Below are 19,257 nucleotides of genomic sequence, written 5' to 3' on the forward strand. Positions count from 1 at the left end.
GGAGAAAATAAAATGACAGAAAAAAATATTCCGTTTTCACCTCCATCTATTAATCAAGAAGATATTAATAATGTAATTGAAGTACTAAAATCAGGTTGGATAACTACTGGACCAAAAACTAAACAATTTGAAAAAGATATCACTAACTTTGTAAATAGTGCTAGAACTGTAGCATTAAATTCATGTACTGCAGCATTAGAAATGACTCTTAGATTGTTAGGTATAGGAAAAGATGATGAAGTAATTGTTCCAGCATATACGTATACTGCAACAGCAGCTTCAGTTTTTCATGTAGGAGCAAATATAAAAATGATAGATACTGCTGAGAATTCTTATGAAATGGATTATAAAGCTTTAGCTAATAGCATTACAGAAAAAACTAAAGCTATAATTCCAGTAGATATAGCAGGAAAACCAGTGAATTATGATGAAATATTTAAAATCGTTGAAGAAAAACAAAACTTATTTAAAGCAAATAATCAGTTCCAAAAAGCTTTTAATAGAATTGTAGTTATAGCTGATGGTGCACATTCATTTGGCGCTAAGTATAAAGGGAAAATTATTGGAAGTGTAGCTGATTTTACATGCTTCTCTTTTCATGCAGTTAAAAACTTAACAACTGCCGAAGGTGGAGCTGTAACTTGGAAGTTAAATAAAAATTTAGACGATGATGAAGTTTATAATCAATATATGTTGTTGAGTCTACATGGCCAATCTAAAGACGCATTGGCTAAAACTCAAGCAGGAAATTGGGAATATGATATTGTTGCACCATTATATAAATGTAATATGACTGATATTCAATCAGCAATTGGAATTGCTCAATTAGAAAGATACAAAGAAATTCTTAACAGAAGAAAAGAAATCATATCTATTTACGATGAAATATTAAATAAAAATAATATTAATATTTTAAAGCATTATGAACAAGAAAGAGAATCATCAGGACATCTATATTTAACGAGAGTAAGTGGTATAAGCGCAGAAGAAAGAAATCTTATCATTAAAAAAATGGCTGAAAAAGGAATTTCAACTAATGTTCATTACAAACCACTACCTTTATTAACTGCTTATAAAAATTTAGGATTTAATATTATTAATTATCCAAATGCTTATAATCAATTTGTAAATGAAATATCTTTACCTTTGCATTTACAAATCACTGATGAGGATGCAAAGTATGTTGCAAAAACATACTTAGATGTAATTGATGAGGTGACGAAATAATGAATTATAAAACTCATTATAAACGTGCTTTTGATTTAACATTATCTTTAGTAGCTATGCCAATTGTAGGTTTAGTTATAAGTGGTACTTCATTATTAATTAAATTAGATGATAATGGATCAGTTTTTTATAAAAGCTATCGATTAGGAAAAAACAAATCTAAGTTTCTAATGTATAAATTTAGATCTATGAAAATGAATGCACCTGATATTAGAAATCAAGATGGTTCGACTTATAATTCGGAAAATGATAGTCGAATTACGAGAGTAGGTAAAATTCTAAGAAAAACAAGTATTGATGAAATTCCCCAACTGATAAATGTCATAAAGGGTGACATGAGTATTGTAGGGCCGCGTCCAGATACTCCTGAAGCGTTAGAAATTTATAAAAATGATGAATCTAGAAAACTTGAAGTGAAGCCGGGAATTACTGGTTATAATCAAGCTTTCTTCCGAAACTCAATCCCTCAAGTATATAAGTTTAAAAATGATGTCTATTATGTTGATAATGTATCATTTAAATTTGACTGTATAATTATTTGGAAAACAATTTTAAGTGTATTAAAAAGAAGTAATATTAATAATAAGGAGAGCTAATAAATGTCTCAAATTAATTTAAGAGCTTTAAAAAAGAGTGACAGCAACCTAATCTTAGAATGGATGAAAAACGATAAACTGAGATATTTAATTGGTACAGTTTATCCTATAACAGAATTAGAACATGAAAATTGGTTTGAAAATCGAATGTTAGAAAAAGATAACAGACTATTTATTATTGAGATAGATAATGAAATCCCAATTGGAGTTATAGGTTTTAAAAATTTAGATTGGGTTAATCGAAACTCTGAATTGTTTATATATATAGGCAATTTAGAGTATTGGGGAAAAGGGTATGGCACTCAAGCTCTTAAGTTATTAATAGAATTTGCTTTTAATAAAATTAATTTACATATGTTATATTTAGAAGTATTTTCATATAACAAAGGTGCAATAAAAACGTATGAAAAATTAGGTTTCAAGAAAGATGGTATTTTAAGACAAAGTAAATTTCAAGATGGAAAATATTATGACAAAATTATAATGTCTAAAATTAATGAATGATGAGGTTTTAAATATGAAAAAAGTTATCATTCTAGGTGCAAGTTTTTTACAAGTTCCTTTGATAAAAACAGCAAAACAATTAGGTTATTATACTATTGTGGCCGATATGAATCCTAATGCAGAGGGTTTTGAATTTGCAGATAAAAAATATGTAGTTAGTACAATTGATACTGAAGCTTTGTTAAAAGTAGCTGAATTAGAAAAACCGGATGGCATAGTTACTGCTGCTACGGATATGCCAATGAGATCAATTGCTTATATTGGTGAAAAACTTAATTTAAATACAATAAGTTATGATACTGCTATTAAAGCAACAGACAAATTTAAAATGAGAGAGGCATTGAATAAAGAAAATGTGGCCATACCTAAATATTTTTTAGTTAATAATAAAGAAGATTATAAAAAAGCACTAAAAAATATAAAAGGTAAAAAAATTATTAAGCCTGTAGATTCTTCTGGTAGTAGAGGAATCTTTTTATTAGAAAATGAAAAAGATATTGATAAAGCTTATAAACATGCAACTGAAAACTCTAGAAATAGAACTATACTAGTTGAAGAATATATGCAAGGAGAAGAGGTTTCAGTAGAAACTTTAACAAGTAAAGGAGAAACTAAAGTAGTAGCTATTACTGATAAAATTACGACAGGTGCTCCACACTTTATTGAAAATGCTCATAAAATTCAAAGTACTAAGGATAAAGATATTAAAACTAAAATAAGTCAATTAGCAATAGCGGCTAACAAAGCTTTAAACATTGAAACAGGGCCTTCACACACAGAAATCATGGTAACAAAAGATGGACCCAAAGTTGTTGAAGTCGGAGCGAGACTTGGTGGAGATTTTATTACAAGTCACTTAGTAAAATATGCAACTGGCATAGACATTTTAGAAGCACATTTAAAACAAAGTGTGAATGAACCTTTACCTAGTATGAACAATATACTTAATAAAGGAAGTGCTGTTCATTTTATACAAAGTCGTCCAGGAGTATTAAAAAAAGCTATTATCCCAGATAGTGTTAAAAACCATCCACAAGTTATTGAAGTAGCTTTATCTGCAAACATTGGAGATGAATTAGGATTAGCAGATAGTAGCACAAGTAGAATAGGATATATTATTTGTCAAGCTAACAATTCGAAGGAAGCCCTAAATCTTTGTAAAAAACTAATAAAAAATATTGAAATAGAAATAGAATCTTAAAGGTGGTTATAAAATGAACATTTGGATAGTTTCAGATGGAGAACCTCTGCCTACTGATAATAATAACGTTAGGTTGAGAAGAATGGGGAATTTAACTAGAATATTAGATCAACAAGGGCATAAAGTAATTTGGTTTTCGTCTAACTTTGATCATTATAATAAAAATTTTAGATCGAAAGAAGATGAAGTGAAAAACTTATATACTAGATCTAAATTATTACTCTTATCTACAAAAGGATATAAGAAAAATGTTTCTTTAGCTAGATTCATGCATTTTAAAGCTTTTGGAAAAAAATTCAAACATTATGCTAATGCATTAGAAAATCCAGATTTAATACTTTGCACAATGTCTCCTATCGAAGTTGCTCAAAATGTTAAAGAGTATTCTAAAAAAAATAATATACCATTTATTATTGATATTAGAGATTTATGGCCAGAAATTTATTACGAAGTTACACCGAGAGCATCTCACTTTTTAGTAAAGTTATTAGTTAATAACTCTAAAAAGAATCTTAAAAAAGTTCTTAATAATACAACAGCAATAACAGGTGTAACAAAAGGGTTTGTAAATTACGGTTTAAAAATAAGTGATCTTAATGAGAGAAAATATGATATACCATTCCACACTGCCTATCCGAAATTTGATTTAGAAAGTTACAAAAAAAGATTTAATGAGTTTTGGGGAGAGTATCATCTTAACGAAGATGATTTTATAGTGACATTTGTAGGTAATTTTGGTAAACAATTTGATTTAGAAACTTTAGAAGGGGCTATAGATAAATTACAAAATAAAGAAATTAAATTTGTATTATGTGGTACTGGTGAAAAATATAATTATTTTGTTGAAAAATATAACAATAATAATAATGTAATTATTCCAGGATGGGTTGGTAAAGACGAAATAGCTTCTTTAATAGCTACCTCTAATGTGGGAATCGCACCATATAAAAATAGTATGAACTTTAGATTAAATGCTCCAAATAAATTTGGTGAATATTTGTCTGCTTCTCTTCCAATTTTAGTTTCCGTTCCAGGAATTATGTCAGATTTATTAAATGAAAATAATTGCGGTTTTGAATATGACTCCACAGAAAAACTTATAAAATTAATAGAAAATTATTATGAATCTAAAACACTACAAAAACAACATGCTAAAAATGCAAGAAATTTATTTGAACATTCATTTAATGCAGAAAACGTTTATAATAATTTCGAAAAATATTTAGAAGAAATTGCAGTGCGTTTTAAAACAAAAGATTAAAGAAATAAAAACAAAATTGTTAGGTGAAAAAGATGCAAATATTACATTTGAATTCTAATTTTTTATACTCAAAATTATATGAAAATCAGCTTAATGAAATGTCTTCCAATTTTGAACATATTATTTATAATCCTTTAAGAAATAAAAAAGAGAATAAAACAAAATATAAAGTATTAAAACCTGTATTTATTAATAAAACTGATTCTATTTTAAGTTTTAAGAGATTAGATAAATCATTTAAATATCTTAAAAAAAATATTTTATTAGAAGATTTAAATTTAATTCATGCCCATACTTTGACTAATGATGGTATATTAGCATTAAAAATTTATAAAAAATATAAAACTCCTTATATTCTAACAATAAGAAATACAGATATAAATTATAGTTTAAAATATAAAAAACATTTAAAAAATTTATACTTAAAAACAATATTACATTCGAAACAAGTCATATTTCCAAATCATTCTTATAGAAAGAAACTTTTATCAATATATAAAGATAATGAAAAACTTAAATCTAAGTTAAATAATTCATTAATAATACCAAATGGTATAGACCAATTGTGGATTGATAATCCAAATATACAATCTAAAACTATCGTAGAAAATAAAGTGAAGGTATTATTTATAGCTAGAATATATAAAGATAAAAACCTTCATAATTTATTAAAAGCGATAAATAATATGGATAATATTGAATTGACTGTAGTAGGAAAAATAATTAATAAAGATTATTATAATAAATTAAAAGAGAACTATAAATTCAAATATTTAGGAACTAAAAGTAAACATGAGTTAATTAATCTTATGAATGATTTCCATGTTTTTGCTATGCCTTCTTTTAAAGAAACTTTTGGATTAGTCTATGTAGAGGCTTTAAGTCAAAATTTACCTATTCTTTATACTAGAAATGAAGGAATAGATAAATATTTTGATGATAATAAATATGGAAAATCAGTTAATCCTGAAGATGTTAATAGTATTATTAATGGTTTAGAATATATAATCAAAAATTATGAGTCAATTCAAAATAATTTGAAAGATAAAAACTTCTTACAAGAATTTAATTGGATTAGAATTGGAAAACTATATGATAAATTATATTTAGGTGTAAAAAATGAATAAATTTTTAAAAGATTCATCATTAAATATTATCTCTAATCTTTTAGTAGTTGTTGCAATACAGTTAATTGCATTTCCTATTATTAGTAGAGTAGCAAATAGTAAAGAATTTGCATTACTAATAGTTTTGTATGGGATAGCTATAGTAATAGCTACTAGTTTAGGTAATACTTTAAATAATGTCAGATTGTTACATAGAGAAGGATTTGATTATAAAGATAGAGAAAATGTTTTTTCGAAATACTTTATAGCTATATTAATAATAAATATAATAGTCTTTACTATTATATGTGTATTTTATAGTAAAACTTTTAACTTAAATATATTATTGATGATTATTTTTTCTTTACTACTAACATCACGATATTATTTAAATGTATATTTTCGTGAAAATTTAAACTATAAAAACATTTTATTTGTTAATTTAAGTGTGTTAATAGGATATATTATTGGAATCATCATCTTTTTATTTATTAAGTTATACTCAGTTGTTTTTTTATTAGGAGAAGTATTTGGATTAATTTATTTATTAAGAAAAACAGTTTTTTTGAAGTATTTTAGTTTAAAGAGAAGCAGTTTTCAATCTGAAAACAAAAATATTTTAAAAGATTACTTAAATTTTTCGTTTATTAATATTGTTATTAACATTTTAAATTATCTAGATCGTTTCATTTTATTACCCATCATTGGACCAGTATTAGTCAATGTTTATTTTATAGCTTCAACAGCTAGTAAAATGATTGGATTAGTGACAACCCCGATTAACAATGTAATTCTTTCATATTTAACAGTAGATAATGGAAATAAAAATTTAAAAAGATTTATTCAAATAAATATAGGGATTATTATTGTAAGTATACCTATGTTTTTCATAGTTAAGTATTCATCATTGTTAGTTGTTTATATTTTATATCATAATTATTTTGAAAAAGTGTATTTAATTATTAATTTAGTAGTTCTAATTTGTCTGTTACAGATATTTATTAGTATTTTTCACCCTTTTTCAATGAGAATGATCAACTCTAAAATAATTCTTTATATACAATTAGGATATGCTTTGATTTATATCTTATTAGCTTTCTATGGGAGTTATATATATGGGATTTATGGCTTTTGTTGGTCCACTATAATATCGATGTTACTTAAGTTATTAACTACAAATTCATTAGTAATAAGTATCTCAATGAAGAAAGGAAGAAATTAGTGTGGGAGAAGATAATTCAAAAAAAATAAAAAATCAGTCACTAAATAATTGGATACTTAGTTTGTTATTTATTCTTCTATTAATTGGATCTTTGAATGCTAACGGTTCTAAAATAGGTATTTTAGCTTTGAGTTTAGTCATTGCTTTTACTAATATCTTTTATTTTCTAAGAATTTTATATAAACGTTATATAAAAATTTCTGATATTATTATATTATTTCTAATGGTTATTTATATTATTGTATCAATAGTTTCTTCTCAAAATGGCTTAGGAAATAAAGGGATTACCAATACATTTGAATTTGTAGCTTGTATAGGAGTATATTTATATTTCTCAAATAGTGAATGGAATAATAAGGTAATTCTTCTAATTTATAGAATTAGTATTGTATTTGTATTGTTTCACTTTTTAGTATGGATAGCGAAAGGATTTGGAAGAGAATTTTCAAGTATTTATCCTAATTCAAATATCTTGGGACCTTTTATGTTTATAGCTATTTATTTTATATTATTAAGAATATTTACTACTAAAAAAAGACTTATTCCTTATATATTTCTATTAATTGCATTGGTTATATTATTAGCAAGTGACACAAGATCAGTGTTATTATCTATATTTATTGGAGCAATAATCTATTTTATTTGGAATACAATAGTTAAAAATAAAGGATTAAGTATTTTTTTATTTATACTTATTATTGTTTCATTTGGTTCAATTGTGTTCGTATACCCTAAGTTGCCAAATTGGAGTCAATATGGAAAATTAGAAGCATGGATGTTAGAACATACTGGTAAGAGTATAATGTCTGGACGAGCTGATATATGGGGAAGATTAAATAACCTTATAGATTTAAGGCCAATTTTTGGTTTTGGTCCAAATACAGTAGCAACTGATGTGATTGGCAGAGAGGCTTCATCTCATAATCTATATATTAATATGGCACTTCAGATCGGTTATTTAGGTTTACTAATATTTATATTGATATTATTTACAATATTCATGTCTTACGTAAGTAAAGGTTCGAATAGATTAGTAAAATTGTCTGCTGCAGCTTTTATTGCGATATTAGCTCATCAACTTTTTGAAATCACATTAGTACAAAATCAACTTTCTATAGGATTATTGCAATGGTTAGTTATAGCAACAGGTGTAGGTGTTACTACGAGCAAAAGTAATGATAAAAATAAAAAAGAGGTTATAAATAATGAAAAATAAATCGCCTATATTTAAGATTATTCTTACTATCTTGATTATATTTTTAGTAATAATAATATGTTTAGTTGTTTTAACTTTCTTAAAATTCCATTCGTTGAACAATTCAATTAAAGAACCATTAGATAGAGATCACTCACAACTAAGACAAAAAAATTTAAAAGATGGCGATCCAATGACCGTTGTGTTATATGGTATTGATGATGATGCACAACGTCATCAAGAAAATTTAGGACAGCGTAGTGATTCGATTGTACTCATGTCGATTAATCCAAAAGATAACAAGACAGTCATGGTAAGTGTACCACGTGATACGAGAACTGAAATTGTGGGTCACGATTCAACGGAGAAAATCAATCATGCTTATGCGTATGGTGGCCCTAAAATGGCAGTGAATTCGCTTGAAAAATTAATGGATGTACCTGTTGATCACTATATTGCAATAAATATGGATGGGGTAAAAACCGTTGTAGATGAAATCGGTGGCGTGGATATCACAAGTGATGCAACGTTTACGACAAAATCAACTACACCGTTTCATTTCGAAAAAGGTAAGCAATATCACATGGATGGTAAGCAAGCTTTAGCATACATGCGTGCGCGTAAAGAAGAAGGCGCTGGCGGTGATGGTGGACGTCAATTACGTCAACAACAAGTCATTACTTCAGTTGCTAAAGAAGCGTTCTCAATGAATTCAGTAACAAAATTAAACAGTATATTTAAAGCAGCACAAGATAATTTAAGAACAGATTTAAGTTTTATCGAATTAAATAAATTTAGATCTGATTATAATAAAGCTGATAATAATGTAGAACGTTTAATCATTGATGGTCAAGATGACAAAGGTGACGACGGATTGTACTATTTCTATCCCAATAAAGATAGCTTAAACGAAGTAAAACAAAAAATTAAAGATAATTTAGAAATGAACTAATGATGTAAAAAAGCACTTTAGCAGTTTTTTACTTGCTAAAGTGCTTTTTTGACCATAAAACAAGACACGCTTCAATTATAGAGAGCGTCTTATCTATGAACTCAATACTATTGTTGATTTTGGTTAGACGTGACATCTTGACCAAAGAAGTCGAAGATGTTTTTTGCACTATCTGTGTTATCAATGTTACCACGGAATTTATCAGCACCTGGACCATATGCATAAGTATTTACATCTTCACCAGTGTGACCATATGTTGTCCAACCAGTATGAGATGCATCGTTAATTGGTTTTTGAATTGCATCTTGTAATTGAGTTGTTGCTTCTGCAATTTTTGGATCATCGTCATTTTTAGCTTTATCTTTAACGTCTTTTAATTCTTTCGCTGCATCTTTAACTTTATCTAATTGTTTTTTAGGGAAGTCGACACCATAACCTTCATTGATTACTGTTTCAGGGTCTTTACCTTTAGCAATTTGTTCAGTCATGTAACTGCCAGAATGTTTCATTTTATGAATAGCGTCTGGATTCCATACATAATCTTTACCTTTAGCGATGGATAAACCACCAGTTGAGTGGTCAGCAGTTGCGACAACTAATGTATCTTTATGATTTTTCGCATAGTCGATAGCGTTTTGGAATGCTTTATCGAAGCCGCTCATTTCTGACATGACACCAGTGATATCATTAGGATGACCAGATTTATCAATTGAAGCGCCTTCTACCATTAAGAAGAATCCTTTATCATTTTTTTCTAATTTAGATAATGCACTGTCTTCCATATCTGCTAATAATGGATTTTGTTGTGGTGCATCAATTTGTAACGGCATATTTTTTTCAGCAAATAAACCTAATACTTGATCATTTTTAGAGTTAGCTAAGTCAGTTTTATTGGTTACATAGTCGTAACCATCTTTTTGGAATTTCTCAGTTAAATGACCATTTTCTTTACCGAAGTATTTAGAGCCCCCACCTAAGATAACGTCTACTTTATGTTGGCCATTAATTTTATCATTATAAAATTGTTGTGCAATGTCATCTTTTTTATCACGATCATCTACATGTGCCGCATACACAGCTGGGGTTGCATCAGTGACTTCTGCTGTTGTCACTAAACCAGTTGATTTACCTTGTTCTTTAGCATATTCTAATACTGATTTTAAAGGTTTTTTATCATTATCTACAGAGATTGAACCATTATATGTTTTATGACCTGTAGCGAAAGCTGTACCACCTGCAGCTGAGTCAGTGACATTTTCTTTAGGATCATTAGGGTTAGTACGGTTAGTCCCTTTTAAATATTTATCAAAAGCAGTTTGATCTAATTCTTTGGTATTAGGATTATCTGCATAATAACGGTAAGCTGAATTATAAGAAGGACCCATACCATCTCCAACCATGAAAATCACATTTTTAGGATTTTTAGTGTTACCGATGGCCATGTAATCGCCATTTTGACCTTGTTGATCTTGAGCACCTTGTCCAGCACCAGATGCGAATGACACATGTGTTGTACCTAATACTGAAGCAGCTAGAATTGAAGTTGCTACTGTGGTTTTTCCAAATTTATTGATGAAACTCATTATTAAAAAAGCCCCCTAATATGTAAAATATAGATTACTTACATCTTTATATTAAGAAACTTTATTTGATTTGAAGTAAGTATTTAGTAAACTTTAGTTTAAGGTATTGTAAAAAACTATTAACTTATCATATTCTATGATTTAATAAATCAATTTAATATAAAGAATTGAAAATGTATGCTATAATAGTATTAAATAAAATAGTTTGATCTTATTAAGAGTAAGTGGAGGGAATTGGCCCTATGAAACTTCAGCAACTGCGCTTTGCGTGAGGTGCTACATCCAACAGGATTTTCCTGAAAGATAAGAAGATGTCGACAAGCGCTTCTTATTTAAGGAGGGCTATTTTATTTACCCAAATTAAAAAAAGGTGGTAAACATATGACAACATTACAAGAACTATTTAAAGAATTAGATGATTGGGAACAGCATAGTCCTAAAAGTTGGGCAGGAAGTATGAGAAGAACAGCAAAAATCAATGATATCAAAAGACAAATTAAAGAAGCGATCACCATAGAAGATATTAGAAAGCATATTTTAAATAAAGAAGATTAAAAGTAAAAGAAGCATGGGAGTGAGACGGCGTATTCAAAATGAATTCGAATCTCGCTCCTTTTACTTTTTTATGAAACAGTTAATCTCGAATATATTCAATTTAAAGAAAAAGCGTTAAAATAAAGTTAAAGAAATCATGTCATTAATAAATATATAGAGGTGAATCAATAATGATATTCGTAATGTTATCTCCTTTACTGATAGTTGTATTTATCGCATTATCTATTATGGAAGAAAGAAAACGTAAGAAAAAAACAAAACATAAAGAAAATAAATTTGAACAAGAAAAAAATAAAATGTCTAATCCTAATGACAATAATGATCATGACGCAAAATAAAGGATGAAAAAAATGAAAGTATTGATTGTCGAAGATGATGTCGTCATTGCAGAAAGTCTAGGGAATGAACTCTCACATTGGAACTATGAAGTGAGTATTGCTAAGCAGTTTGATAATATTCTTGAAGAATTTAAAACTGCAGAACCTGAACTTGTGTTATTAGATATTAATTTACCTACATTTAATGGTTATCATTGGTGCCAAGAGATACGTAAAGTATCTAATGTCCCAATTATTTTCATTAGTTCGCGTACTGATAATATGGATCAAATTATGGCAATTCAAATGGGTGGAGATGACTTTATTGAAAAGCCATTTAATTTGTCACTTACTATAGCGAAAATTCAAGCATTGCTTCGTAGAACATATGATTTAACGGTTTCAAATAATGAGATGACTGTTAAAGGGTGTAAGCTCGTTGTTGATGAAGCCACACTATACTACAACAATGACTCTGTACAACTTTCGTTTACTGAACTACAAATTTTGAATAAATTATTTCAAAATGAAGGAAAATATGTCAATCGTACAGCAATTATTGAAAAATGTTGGGAATCGGAGAATTTTATTGATGATAATACGTTAGCAGTAAATATGACACGCCTACGTAAAAAACTGCAATCTATCGGTATTGTTGATTTCATTGAGACAAAGAAAAATGTAGGATATAAGGTGTAAATATGATGTTAAAAGCATTTATAAAATCGATACGTCATCAAATGATGATAGTAGCATTATTTCTATTACTTTTTTTGGTGATTTTTTTTCTTTTTAATTTGCCTTTCAACGCATTCTTTCTAGGTATGGCAATTATTCTTTTCATAATGATTATTTTTTGGTTGATTCAACTTAGTGGCTTTCAAGAAGCAATGTCTTTAAAAGAAGAAGTTGCTCACTTAGAAGATGAATTACAACGTGTAAAAAATGAACAAGCTGCATATCAAGTCAACGTTGAGAACTATTTTCTAACATGGGTGCATCAAATGAAGACACCTATTACCGCTTCAAAACTCCTTTTAGAAAGAAATGAAGATAATGTAGTGAATCGCGTGCGTCAAGAAATTATACAAATTGATAACTATACGAGTCTTGCACTCAGCTATTTAAAATTGATGAATCAAGAAACGGATATGTCCTTTTCAAAAGTGACCATTAACGATCTCGTTAAACCGCTTATTATGAAATATTCGATTCAATTTATCGACCAAAAAACAAACATTCATTACACACGCTGTGAAGATGAAGTGCTGACTGATGTTCAATGGTGTACGATCATGATAGAACAAATTCTTAATAATGCTTTGAAATATGCAAGAGGTAAAGATATTTGGATTACGTTTAACAACGAAAATCATGTGCTATCTATACGAGATAACGGTGTAGGCATTAGTAAAGCCGATCTTCCCAAAATTTTCGATAAAGGGTACTCAGGCTATAACGGAAGACTTCATCAACATTCAAGTGGCATCGGATTATTTATTGTTAAACATATATCGGCACATTTACATCATAAAGTAGAAGTATCTTCAACGCTCCATGAAGGAACTACATTTGACATACATTTCCCAGAAAATAATTAAACTTTCAATAATGTAAGGATAGGTAGTAACATTTTTAAGAAATGATTAATGTTACTGGTTTCTTTTTGTTTTATGATAGAAGTAAGGGATAAATTAAAGAGTTCAATGAAAAGAAAGGAAGCATGGATATCATGTTGTTAGACGTGAATAATGTAAAAAAAATATTTGGAAGAGGCCTGAATGCTACTACCGCATTAAATGGCATGTCATTTAATGTGGATAGGGGTGAATTTGTAGCGATTATGGGTGAATCTGGATCTGGGAAGTCCACTTTACTTAATTTAATTGCAACTTATGATAAAGCTACTGAAGGTACGATAACGATTGACGCGCAAAATATCCGTCAATTGCGTAATAAAGAAATCGCTTATTTCCGTCGAGACCATTTAGGTTTTGTTTTTCAGGATTTTAACATTTTACCGACGATGACAAATAAAGATAATATCTTAATGCCACTTGTACTTGCGAATCGCTCACATCAAACGATGCGTCATCGTCTTTATCGCTTAAGTTATCAGTTACATATTGAACCACTTCTTAATAAATATCCTTTTGAAATATCAGGAGGAGAACAACAACGCGTGGCTATCTGTCGAGCACTGATTAATGAACCAGATTTGTTACTCGCAGATGAGCCTACAGGTGCACTTGATTCTAAAACATCTAAAACGATTATGGAACTATTTAGAGATATTAATAAAAATGAGCAAACCATTTTAATGGTGACACATTCGGCTGTGGATGCTTCCTATGCCAAACGTATTTTGTTCATTAAAGATGGCCGTTTATATCATGAAATTTATCGAGGGGAGGAACTACAATCAGAGTTTCAAAAACGTATTGCTGATAGTTTAGCAATGCTTCACGAAAGTGGTGATTAAAATGACTTTTCGCTTGGTTTGGACGTTAGTCATTCAGAATTTTAAGACACAGCGTCATATTATAATTCCATTTATTCTAGTCATCAGTACATTATTTGGTATTGAATTTATTTTATTATCCTTAAACATGAATACTTCGATTCATAAGCATAGTGATGTAATTCCGGTTTTTATTAGTATAGGAAATTTTTTTATGTGTCTATTTGGCCTCCTTTTTATTCTTTATGCTAATCGTTTTATTATGCGACGTCGTCAAAAAGAGCTGGCCATGAATATGATTTTGGGTATGGAAAAAAAGCATTTTAGGTTAATGCTGTTTATAGAAGGAATATATCAATATATTATCATTGGGTGTCTGAGTATTATAGGTGGTTATTTATTTGGTGCATTAACTTATATGTCGTTAAATAGAATATTAGGTTATACGCAGGTCTCTTTAAAAAAATATCCATTTGATATAAGTGCAATGAGATACACCTTGTTGATGTTAGCAATAATGATGCTATTTTTATTTATTGTTAATAATATAAAAATCACTTTTCAAAGTCCTATTAAGTTAATACAGCAGCAACATCCAACGGAAAAACAATGGCCCAAACCTTTACTCTATATCTTATTGATTGTTGGAATCATAACTGTTGTTGACAGTTATATGATTGCCTTAAAAGATACACTCATTTTGGTTTCTCTACGTAATATTTTTATTGCTCTTATTTTAGTGACAATAGGAACGTATTGCTTATTTATATCATTGAGTGTTTTAGTGATAGATTGGCTTCAAAAGATTCCGAGTGTTTATTATCGACCTAAATATTTTTTTACTATTTCTGGTTTAAGTTCAAGAATGAATTCTAATTCTATTGGTTTGGCTAGTTTAACCATGCTATGTACTTTTCTTATTGTGACTCTAGGAATGAGCGTTGCTACATATCGTAGTGTAGACCAACGTGCGAATCATTTAATGCCAACACAATATCGTATTGAATTGAGTGGAGATGTGCATCATAGTACTACGAGCAAACACAAAGTACGTCAGCTAGAAAATGAGATTAAGAGACATGCTGATGTTGATGCTTTCAGAGAATATACAAGTGGAAGTGTTGCAGTCACTTATAAGAAGGGTTCATTTGTAAAGCGAGATAATGAAAACAGTCCATTGGATTTAGATAGTATATATTTAATTGTAATGAATCAGAAAGATTACAATACAATCAATCATACGCACCTGCGACTGAAACATAATGAAATGGGAATATTAGCGAATCATTTCATGTTTCAAAAATTAGACCATATCAAATTAATGAATCAAACATTTAAAACAAATCAGTTAAAAGGTGATCATTTTTCATTTCCAGTTCCAGGTGGAGTCACACTTGTTACTCATAATGTAAATCAACAACGTCAATTGATTCATTATTATCAAACAACAGCAAATATTAACTCATACATTGCTTTTAATCTTAAAACACAAGATACACAGTCCATAGATCATATTAAGTCTAAATTGATGAAACAATATGATATTCAAATTGATAATAAAGATGAATTAAATAAGGAAATGTTTGATATTTATGGCGGTCTGATTTTTGTTGGAACTATTGTTTCTTTAGTCTTAATGATTGGTACATTTACGATGATGTATTACAAAAATATTGCTGAGGGATATGAAGATCGAAAAAACTATCGAATTATGCGTCAAGTAGGTTTAGAAGGAGAACGAATTAAATCGGTTATTAATGACCAAGTAGTTATTATTTTTACTTTACCTATTATAATATCTATGATACATGTACTATGTGCTTCTAAAATGATTTATACTTTGCTTGGTATTTTAGATGTTAATGATATAAAATTATTTTTAACAACTTATATCGGTGTCTTAGTGTTTGTAATGATAATCTATGCTTTGATGTATGTAATGACGTCTCGTGTATATTATCGTCTCATTCATCGTTGATATATTAGTAAAAAGAAATCCTCATTCTTATATATAAATGAGTGTAAGACTTTAGGCAGTAGGGTATAAGGATAAAAAAAGGAGGCGGAATAATGGTAAAACAATATGATGATACAACAAATAGAAATAGTAACAATAACATTAAACGTACAGGGGAACACGTTCTTACTTGGATAGGTGTTGCGATTCAAGCATTAGTTGCAATTATATTTTTAATGATTAAACCCTTTATTGGTAATGCTGATTTTAAAGAACAAATTATTAATGAAGCTCAAAAACAAGACAATCAGGTTTCTATAACAGAAATAAATAATGGTATGGATGCATTAGGTGGTTTATTTAATTTCTTTACATGGGGTGCGTTCATCCCATTAATTCTTGCAATTATTGGCGGTATTTTAATTAATAAAAAACCTAAACTTGCAGGTATCTTATTAATTATTGCAGGTATTTTAGCGATTGCTACAAACTGGATTAGTTTAATTTTATGGTTAATTGCTGGTATTATGTTACTTGTTCGTAAACCTAAGCATGACATGTATGGCAATGGCGGTTATAATGATCATTACAGAAGAGACCATCATGATGTAAATGCAAATAATAATGCATTCATTTTGAATGAAGAAGAAGAAAGACAACAACAACGTTATATTAAAGATCATTATTCAAATAAAGATCAAGCAGCGGACAATAATAATGAAAGATACCACGATACACACGTAAATGATTCAAATGATGACGACTATCGTGATCAACGTTATTCAAATCATAAAACGAATAAACGAAGTAATGATTTTATTCAAGATGAAGCAAGAAAGCTTCAAGAAGAAAAAGATAACGATCCATACAAATATTAATAATATGATATATAAAAGCGATGGTATTCCTAAGTTAATACCATCGCTTTTTACGTTAATTTCTACTATATGGTTTGGATAAAATATATTAGACCTTAAACTAAATCTAAGTGTTCTCTTAGTGTAGAACCTTTATACTGATGTCGATATAAGCCACGACGTTGTAATTCAGGTACAATGAGTGTAACTACGTCGTTTAAACTATCTGGTAAAGAAGGTGGCATTAAGTTAAATCCATCTGCAACACCTGCATTAAACCAGCGTTCCATTTCATCTACAATTTCTTTTGGCGTACCTATGAGTGTCAGATGTCCACCCCCCGCATTAAGGTAACTTAGCAGTTCTCTGACAGTAGGTTGCTTATCTTGAATAATTTCTAAGATGGTTTCATATCGACCGACGGGACCGTTAAACTCTTCTAAAGAAGGTAGTTTAGGCACAGGAGCATCTAATTCCCACTGACTACAGTCTTGTTGAATGAAAAAACTGAGTTGCTTTAAAGCGGCTTTGATAGGAAGTCGTTGATCAAGTTCTGCTTTCTTTTTCAATGCTTCTTCATGTGTATGACCTACATAAGTGACTAGTCCAGGAAAGACTTTAATATAACGCTGATGGTCACGTTGTGCCATTTCACTATCTAAGCGCTCGCGATACCGTTTTGCTTGCTTCATATTCCAAGAAACAGAATATACTGCATCTGCATATTTTGTAGCTAATGCAATACCTTGTTTAGATGCACCTGCTTGCATGGCCACAGGTTTTCCCTGAATGCTACTTGGTGTTGTTAATGGTCCATCAACTTGAAAATATTTGCCATTGTGGTGAAGCGGTTTGATATTGCGATTTATCATTGTATGATGATGCCGATTGGGTTTGAAATCTTCAGTATGCCAAGAATCAAACAATCCATTCATGACTTGAGCAAACTCTTCAGCTTTTTTATAGCGTTCATCATGATTGGGTAGATGTTCCATGCTGTGATTTTGAGCTTCGGCATCTGTCATGGAAGTGACTAAATTCCATCCCACTCGTCCACCACTAATATGTTCTAAACTAAGTAACTGACGTGCTGCAGTGAATGGATTAGAAAATGTACTTGAAATGGTAGGAACTAATCCAACATGTTGTGTGACTTGAGATATAGCAGTTAAGTTAATCAGTGGATCAAACCAAAAACTTGGCATAGAAGTATAGCTAGGAATAAAAGACTGATTATCTGCGAAAAAGACTACATCTAACAACCCTTTTTCAGATAACTGAGCTAATTCTTGATAGTATTGAATATCACCGATACGTTCAATACTTGAATTGGGAAGTTGCCAAGCAGCTTGATGATGACCACATCCATAGATTAATACGCCGAGATGAAGTTGATGTTGATGAGTCAATTTAATTTCTCACTCCAATGTTTATTTTATTTCTATTCTAAGATAAGGAAGACCAGTTATATATTAATTCATGGTTAAACCACCATCGACAGTAATATTTTGACCAGTCATACCATCTGCTGCTTCGCTACTTAAATAAGCGACCATATTAGCAACATCTTGTGGGGTAGTCACTTTACGTAATGGAGTCGTCTGTGCAATTAAATCAAAAACGTCTGGTGTAGTGACAGCACTAGCATCAGTTGTTTTAAGCAATCCGCCTGACACTACATTAGCAGTAATACCATATTGCCCTAATTCGGCTGCAATATTACGTGTGAACCCAATCAACCCAGCTTTAGCTGTTGTGTATTCATGATATGGTACAACAGGATGTTGATATAAGTTTGTGCCAATACTTACAATGGTGCCAGAACCACGCTCTATAAATTGTGGAATGACACTTTGAGTAACATTAAAAGCGCCTTTTAGTGTACCATCAATTTGTTGTTGGTAGTCTTCCCATGATAAGTCTTTAAATGCCTTTTGCGCATTTGGATCAAATTTAAAATTAACTAATGCATTATTGACAACAACGTCAATTTTTCCAAAATGATGTGTTGCCTCATTAACTAAACGATCGACTTCGTCACGTTGTGTGACATCTGCTTGTAAAGCAATGGCGTTTTCACCAATCTCATGTGCTAATTGTTCAGCTGCTTCACGACTTTGATTGTAATTAATGATAACTTCAAATCCTTGTTTAGCTAATGTTTTTGCAATGACCGCTCCTAAACCACGGCTACTTCCAGTTACTAATACTGTTCTCGTCATAAATATCGTGCCTCCATTTACTTCATTTACAGCAAAAAAAT

The 19,257-nt window shown here is 29.6% G+C and carries 19 protein-coding genes and 1 riboswitch; of the genes, 16 read left to right on the forward strand and 3 right to left on the reverse strand.

Annotation, left to right across the window (positions count from 1 at the left end; genetic code table 11):
• The first annotated feature begins 12 nt into the window (after positions 1 to 12).
• The 9 genes from MHI13_RS01370 to MHI13_RS01410 are packed head-to-tail and all read left to right on the forward strand — an operon-like array spanning position 13 to position 9,264.
• Positions 13 to 1,227, forward strand: coding sequence for a DegT/DnrJ/EryC1/StrS family aminotransferase (locus MHI13_RS01370; protein ID WP_054105670.1), 1,215 nt, complete (start codon positions 13 to 15; stop codon positions 1,225 to 1,227).
• Positions 1,227 to 1,823, forward strand: a complete 597-nt coding sequence (locus MHI13_RS01375; RefSeq protein WP_054105669.1) for a sugar transferase — start codon at positions 1,227 to 1,229, stop codon at positions 1,821 to 1,823. Before MHI13_RS01370 ends, MHI13_RS01375 begins: the two co-directional genes overlap by 1 nt.
• A 3-nt stretch (positions 1,824 to 1,826) precedes the next feature.
• Complete coding sequence (locus MHI13_RS01380; RefSeq protein ID WP_054105668.1) at positions 1,827 to 2,327, forward strand: GNAT family N-acetyltransferase; 501 nt, start codon at positions 1,827 to 1,829, stop codon at positions 2,325 to 2,327.
• A gap of 13 nt (positions 2,328 to 2,340) precedes the next feature.
• Positions 2,341 to 3,528, forward strand: coding sequence for an ATP-grasp domain-containing protein (locus MHI13_RS01385; RefSeq protein WP_054105667.1), 1,188 nt, complete (start codon positions 2,341 to 2,343; stop codon positions 3,526 to 3,528).
• Between the two features lie 13 nt (positions 3,529 to 3,541).
• Positions 3,542 to 4,789 (forward strand): glycosyltransferase family 4 protein, encoded by a 1,248-nt coding sequence (locus MHI13_RS01390; RefSeq protein ID WP_054105666.1) that lies wholly within the window; start codon positions 3,542 to 3,544, stop codon positions 4,787 to 4,789.
• Positions 4,790 to 4,821: 32 nt separating this feature from the next.
• On the forward strand, positions 4,822 to 5,916 hold the full coding sequence (locus MHI13_RS01395; RefSeq protein WP_070519033.1) for a glycosyltransferase: 1,095 nt from the start codon (positions 4,822 to 4,824) through the stop codon (positions 5,914 to 5,916).
• Complete coding sequence (locus tag MHI13_RS01400) at positions 5,909 to 7,117, forward strand: lipopolysaccharide biosynthesis protein (protein WP_054105924.1); 1,209 nt, start codon at positions 5,909 to 5,911, stop codon at positions 7,115 to 7,117. Before MHI13_RS01395 ends, MHI13_RS01400 begins: the two co-directional genes overlap by 8 nt.
• A 1-nt stretch (position 7,118) precedes the next feature.
• Complete coding sequence (locus MHI13_RS01405) at positions 7,119 to 8,333, forward strand: O-antigen ligase family protein (protein WP_054105923.1); 1,215 nt, start codon at positions 7,119 to 7,121, stop codon at positions 8,331 to 8,333.
• Entirely contained in the window at positions 8,320 to 9,264 is a 945-nt protein-coding gene (locus tag MHI13_RS01410; RefSeq protein WP_054105922.1) for an LCP family protein, read from the forward strand. The genes MHI13_RS01405 and MHI13_RS01410 overlap by 14 nt, the downstream gene beginning before the upstream one ends.
• 107 nt (positions 9,265 to 9,371) lie before the next feature.
• Here the strand turns inward: MHI13_RS01410 and MHI13_RS01415 are convergent, their stop codons facing one another.
• Positions 9,372 to 10,847, reverse strand: a complete 1,476-nt coding sequence (locus MHI13_RS01415) for an alkaline phosphatase (protein WP_054105921.1) — start codon at positions 10,845 to 10,847, stop codon at positions 9,372 to 9,374.
• 208 nt (positions 10,848 to 11,055) lie between these two features.
• A riboswitch (SAM riboswitch) is annotated at positions 11,056 to 11,157 on the forward strand.
• A gap of 71 nt (positions 11,158 to 11,228) precedes the next feature.
• Here MHI13_RS01415 and MHI13_RS01420 point away from each other — a divergent pair.
• The 7 genes from MHI13_RS01420 to MHI13_RS01450 all read left to right on the forward strand — a co-directional run bounded on the left by MHI13_RS01420 (position 11,229) and on the right by MHI13_RS01450 (position 17,015).
• Positions 11,229 to 11,402, forward strand: a complete 174-nt coding sequence (locus MHI13_RS01420; protein ID WP_176743953.1) for a hypothetical protein — start codon at positions 11,229 to 11,231, stop codon at positions 11,400 to 11,402.
• A gap of 170 nt (positions 11,403 to 11,572) precedes the next feature.
• Entirely contained in the window at positions 11,573 to 11,740 is a 168-nt protein-coding gene (locus MHI13_RS01425; protein WP_002488268.1) for a hypothetical protein, read from the forward strand.
• A gap of 12 nt (positions 11,741 to 11,752) precedes the next feature.
• Positions 11,753 to 12,418: a response regulator transcription factor gene (locus tag MHI13_RS01430; RefSeq protein WP_002454771.1), complete on the forward strand. Its 666-nt coding sequence runs from the start codon at positions 11,753 to 11,755 to the stop codon at positions 12,416 to 12,418.
• Between the two features lie 5 nt (positions 12,419 to 12,423).
• A complete protein-coding gene (locus tag MHI13_RS01435) occupies positions 12,424 to 13,320 on the forward strand; it encodes a sensor histidine kinase (RefSeq protein WP_054105920.1) in 897 nt (298 codons plus the stop codon).
• Between the two features lie 131 nt (positions 13,321 to 13,451).
• Positions 13,452 to 14,201 carry an ABC transporter ATP-binding protein gene (locus MHI13_RS01440; RefSeq protein ID WP_002488212.1) on the forward strand — a complete coding sequence of 250 codons (750 nt, stop codon included), beginning with the start codon at positions 13,452 to 13,454 and terminating at the stop codon, positions 14,199 to 14,201.
• 1 nt (position 14,202) lies between these two features.
• Complete coding sequence (locus MHI13_RS01445) at positions 14,203 to 16,158, forward strand: FtsX-like permease family protein (RefSeq protein WP_054105919.1); 1,956 nt, start codon at positions 14,203 to 14,205, stop codon at positions 16,156 to 16,158.
• Between the two features lie 92 nt (positions 16,159 to 16,250).
• Complete coding sequence (locus MHI13_RS01450) at positions 16,251 to 17,015, forward strand: DUF4064 domain-containing protein (RefSeq protein ID WP_070519038.1); 765 nt, start codon at positions 16,251 to 16,253, stop codon at positions 17,013 to 17,015.
• Positions 17,016 to 17,110: 95 nt separating this feature from the next.
• Here the strand turns inward: MHI13_RS01450 and MHI13_RS01455 are convergent, their stop codons facing one another.
• Together MHI13_RS01455 and MHI13_RS01460 are read right to left on the reverse strand one after the other, a co-directional pair.
• Positions 17,111 to 18,403, reverse strand: a complete 1,293-nt coding sequence (locus MHI13_RS01455; protein WP_054105917.1) for an LLM class flavin-dependent oxidoreductase — start codon at positions 18,401 to 18,403, stop codon at positions 17,111 to 17,113.
• A 63-nt stretch (positions 18,404 to 18,466) separates the two neighbouring features.
• Positions 18,467 to 19,216: a 3-oxoacyl-ACP reductase gene (locus MHI13_RS01460; protein WP_054105916.1), complete on the reverse strand. Its 750-nt coding sequence runs from the start codon at positions 19,214 to 19,216 to the stop codon at positions 18,467 to 18,469.
• Between the last annotated feature and the right edge of the window lie 41 nt (positions 19,217 to 19,257).

The sequence above is a fragment of the Staphylococcus sp. FSL K6-0223 genome (assembly GCF_038008285.1).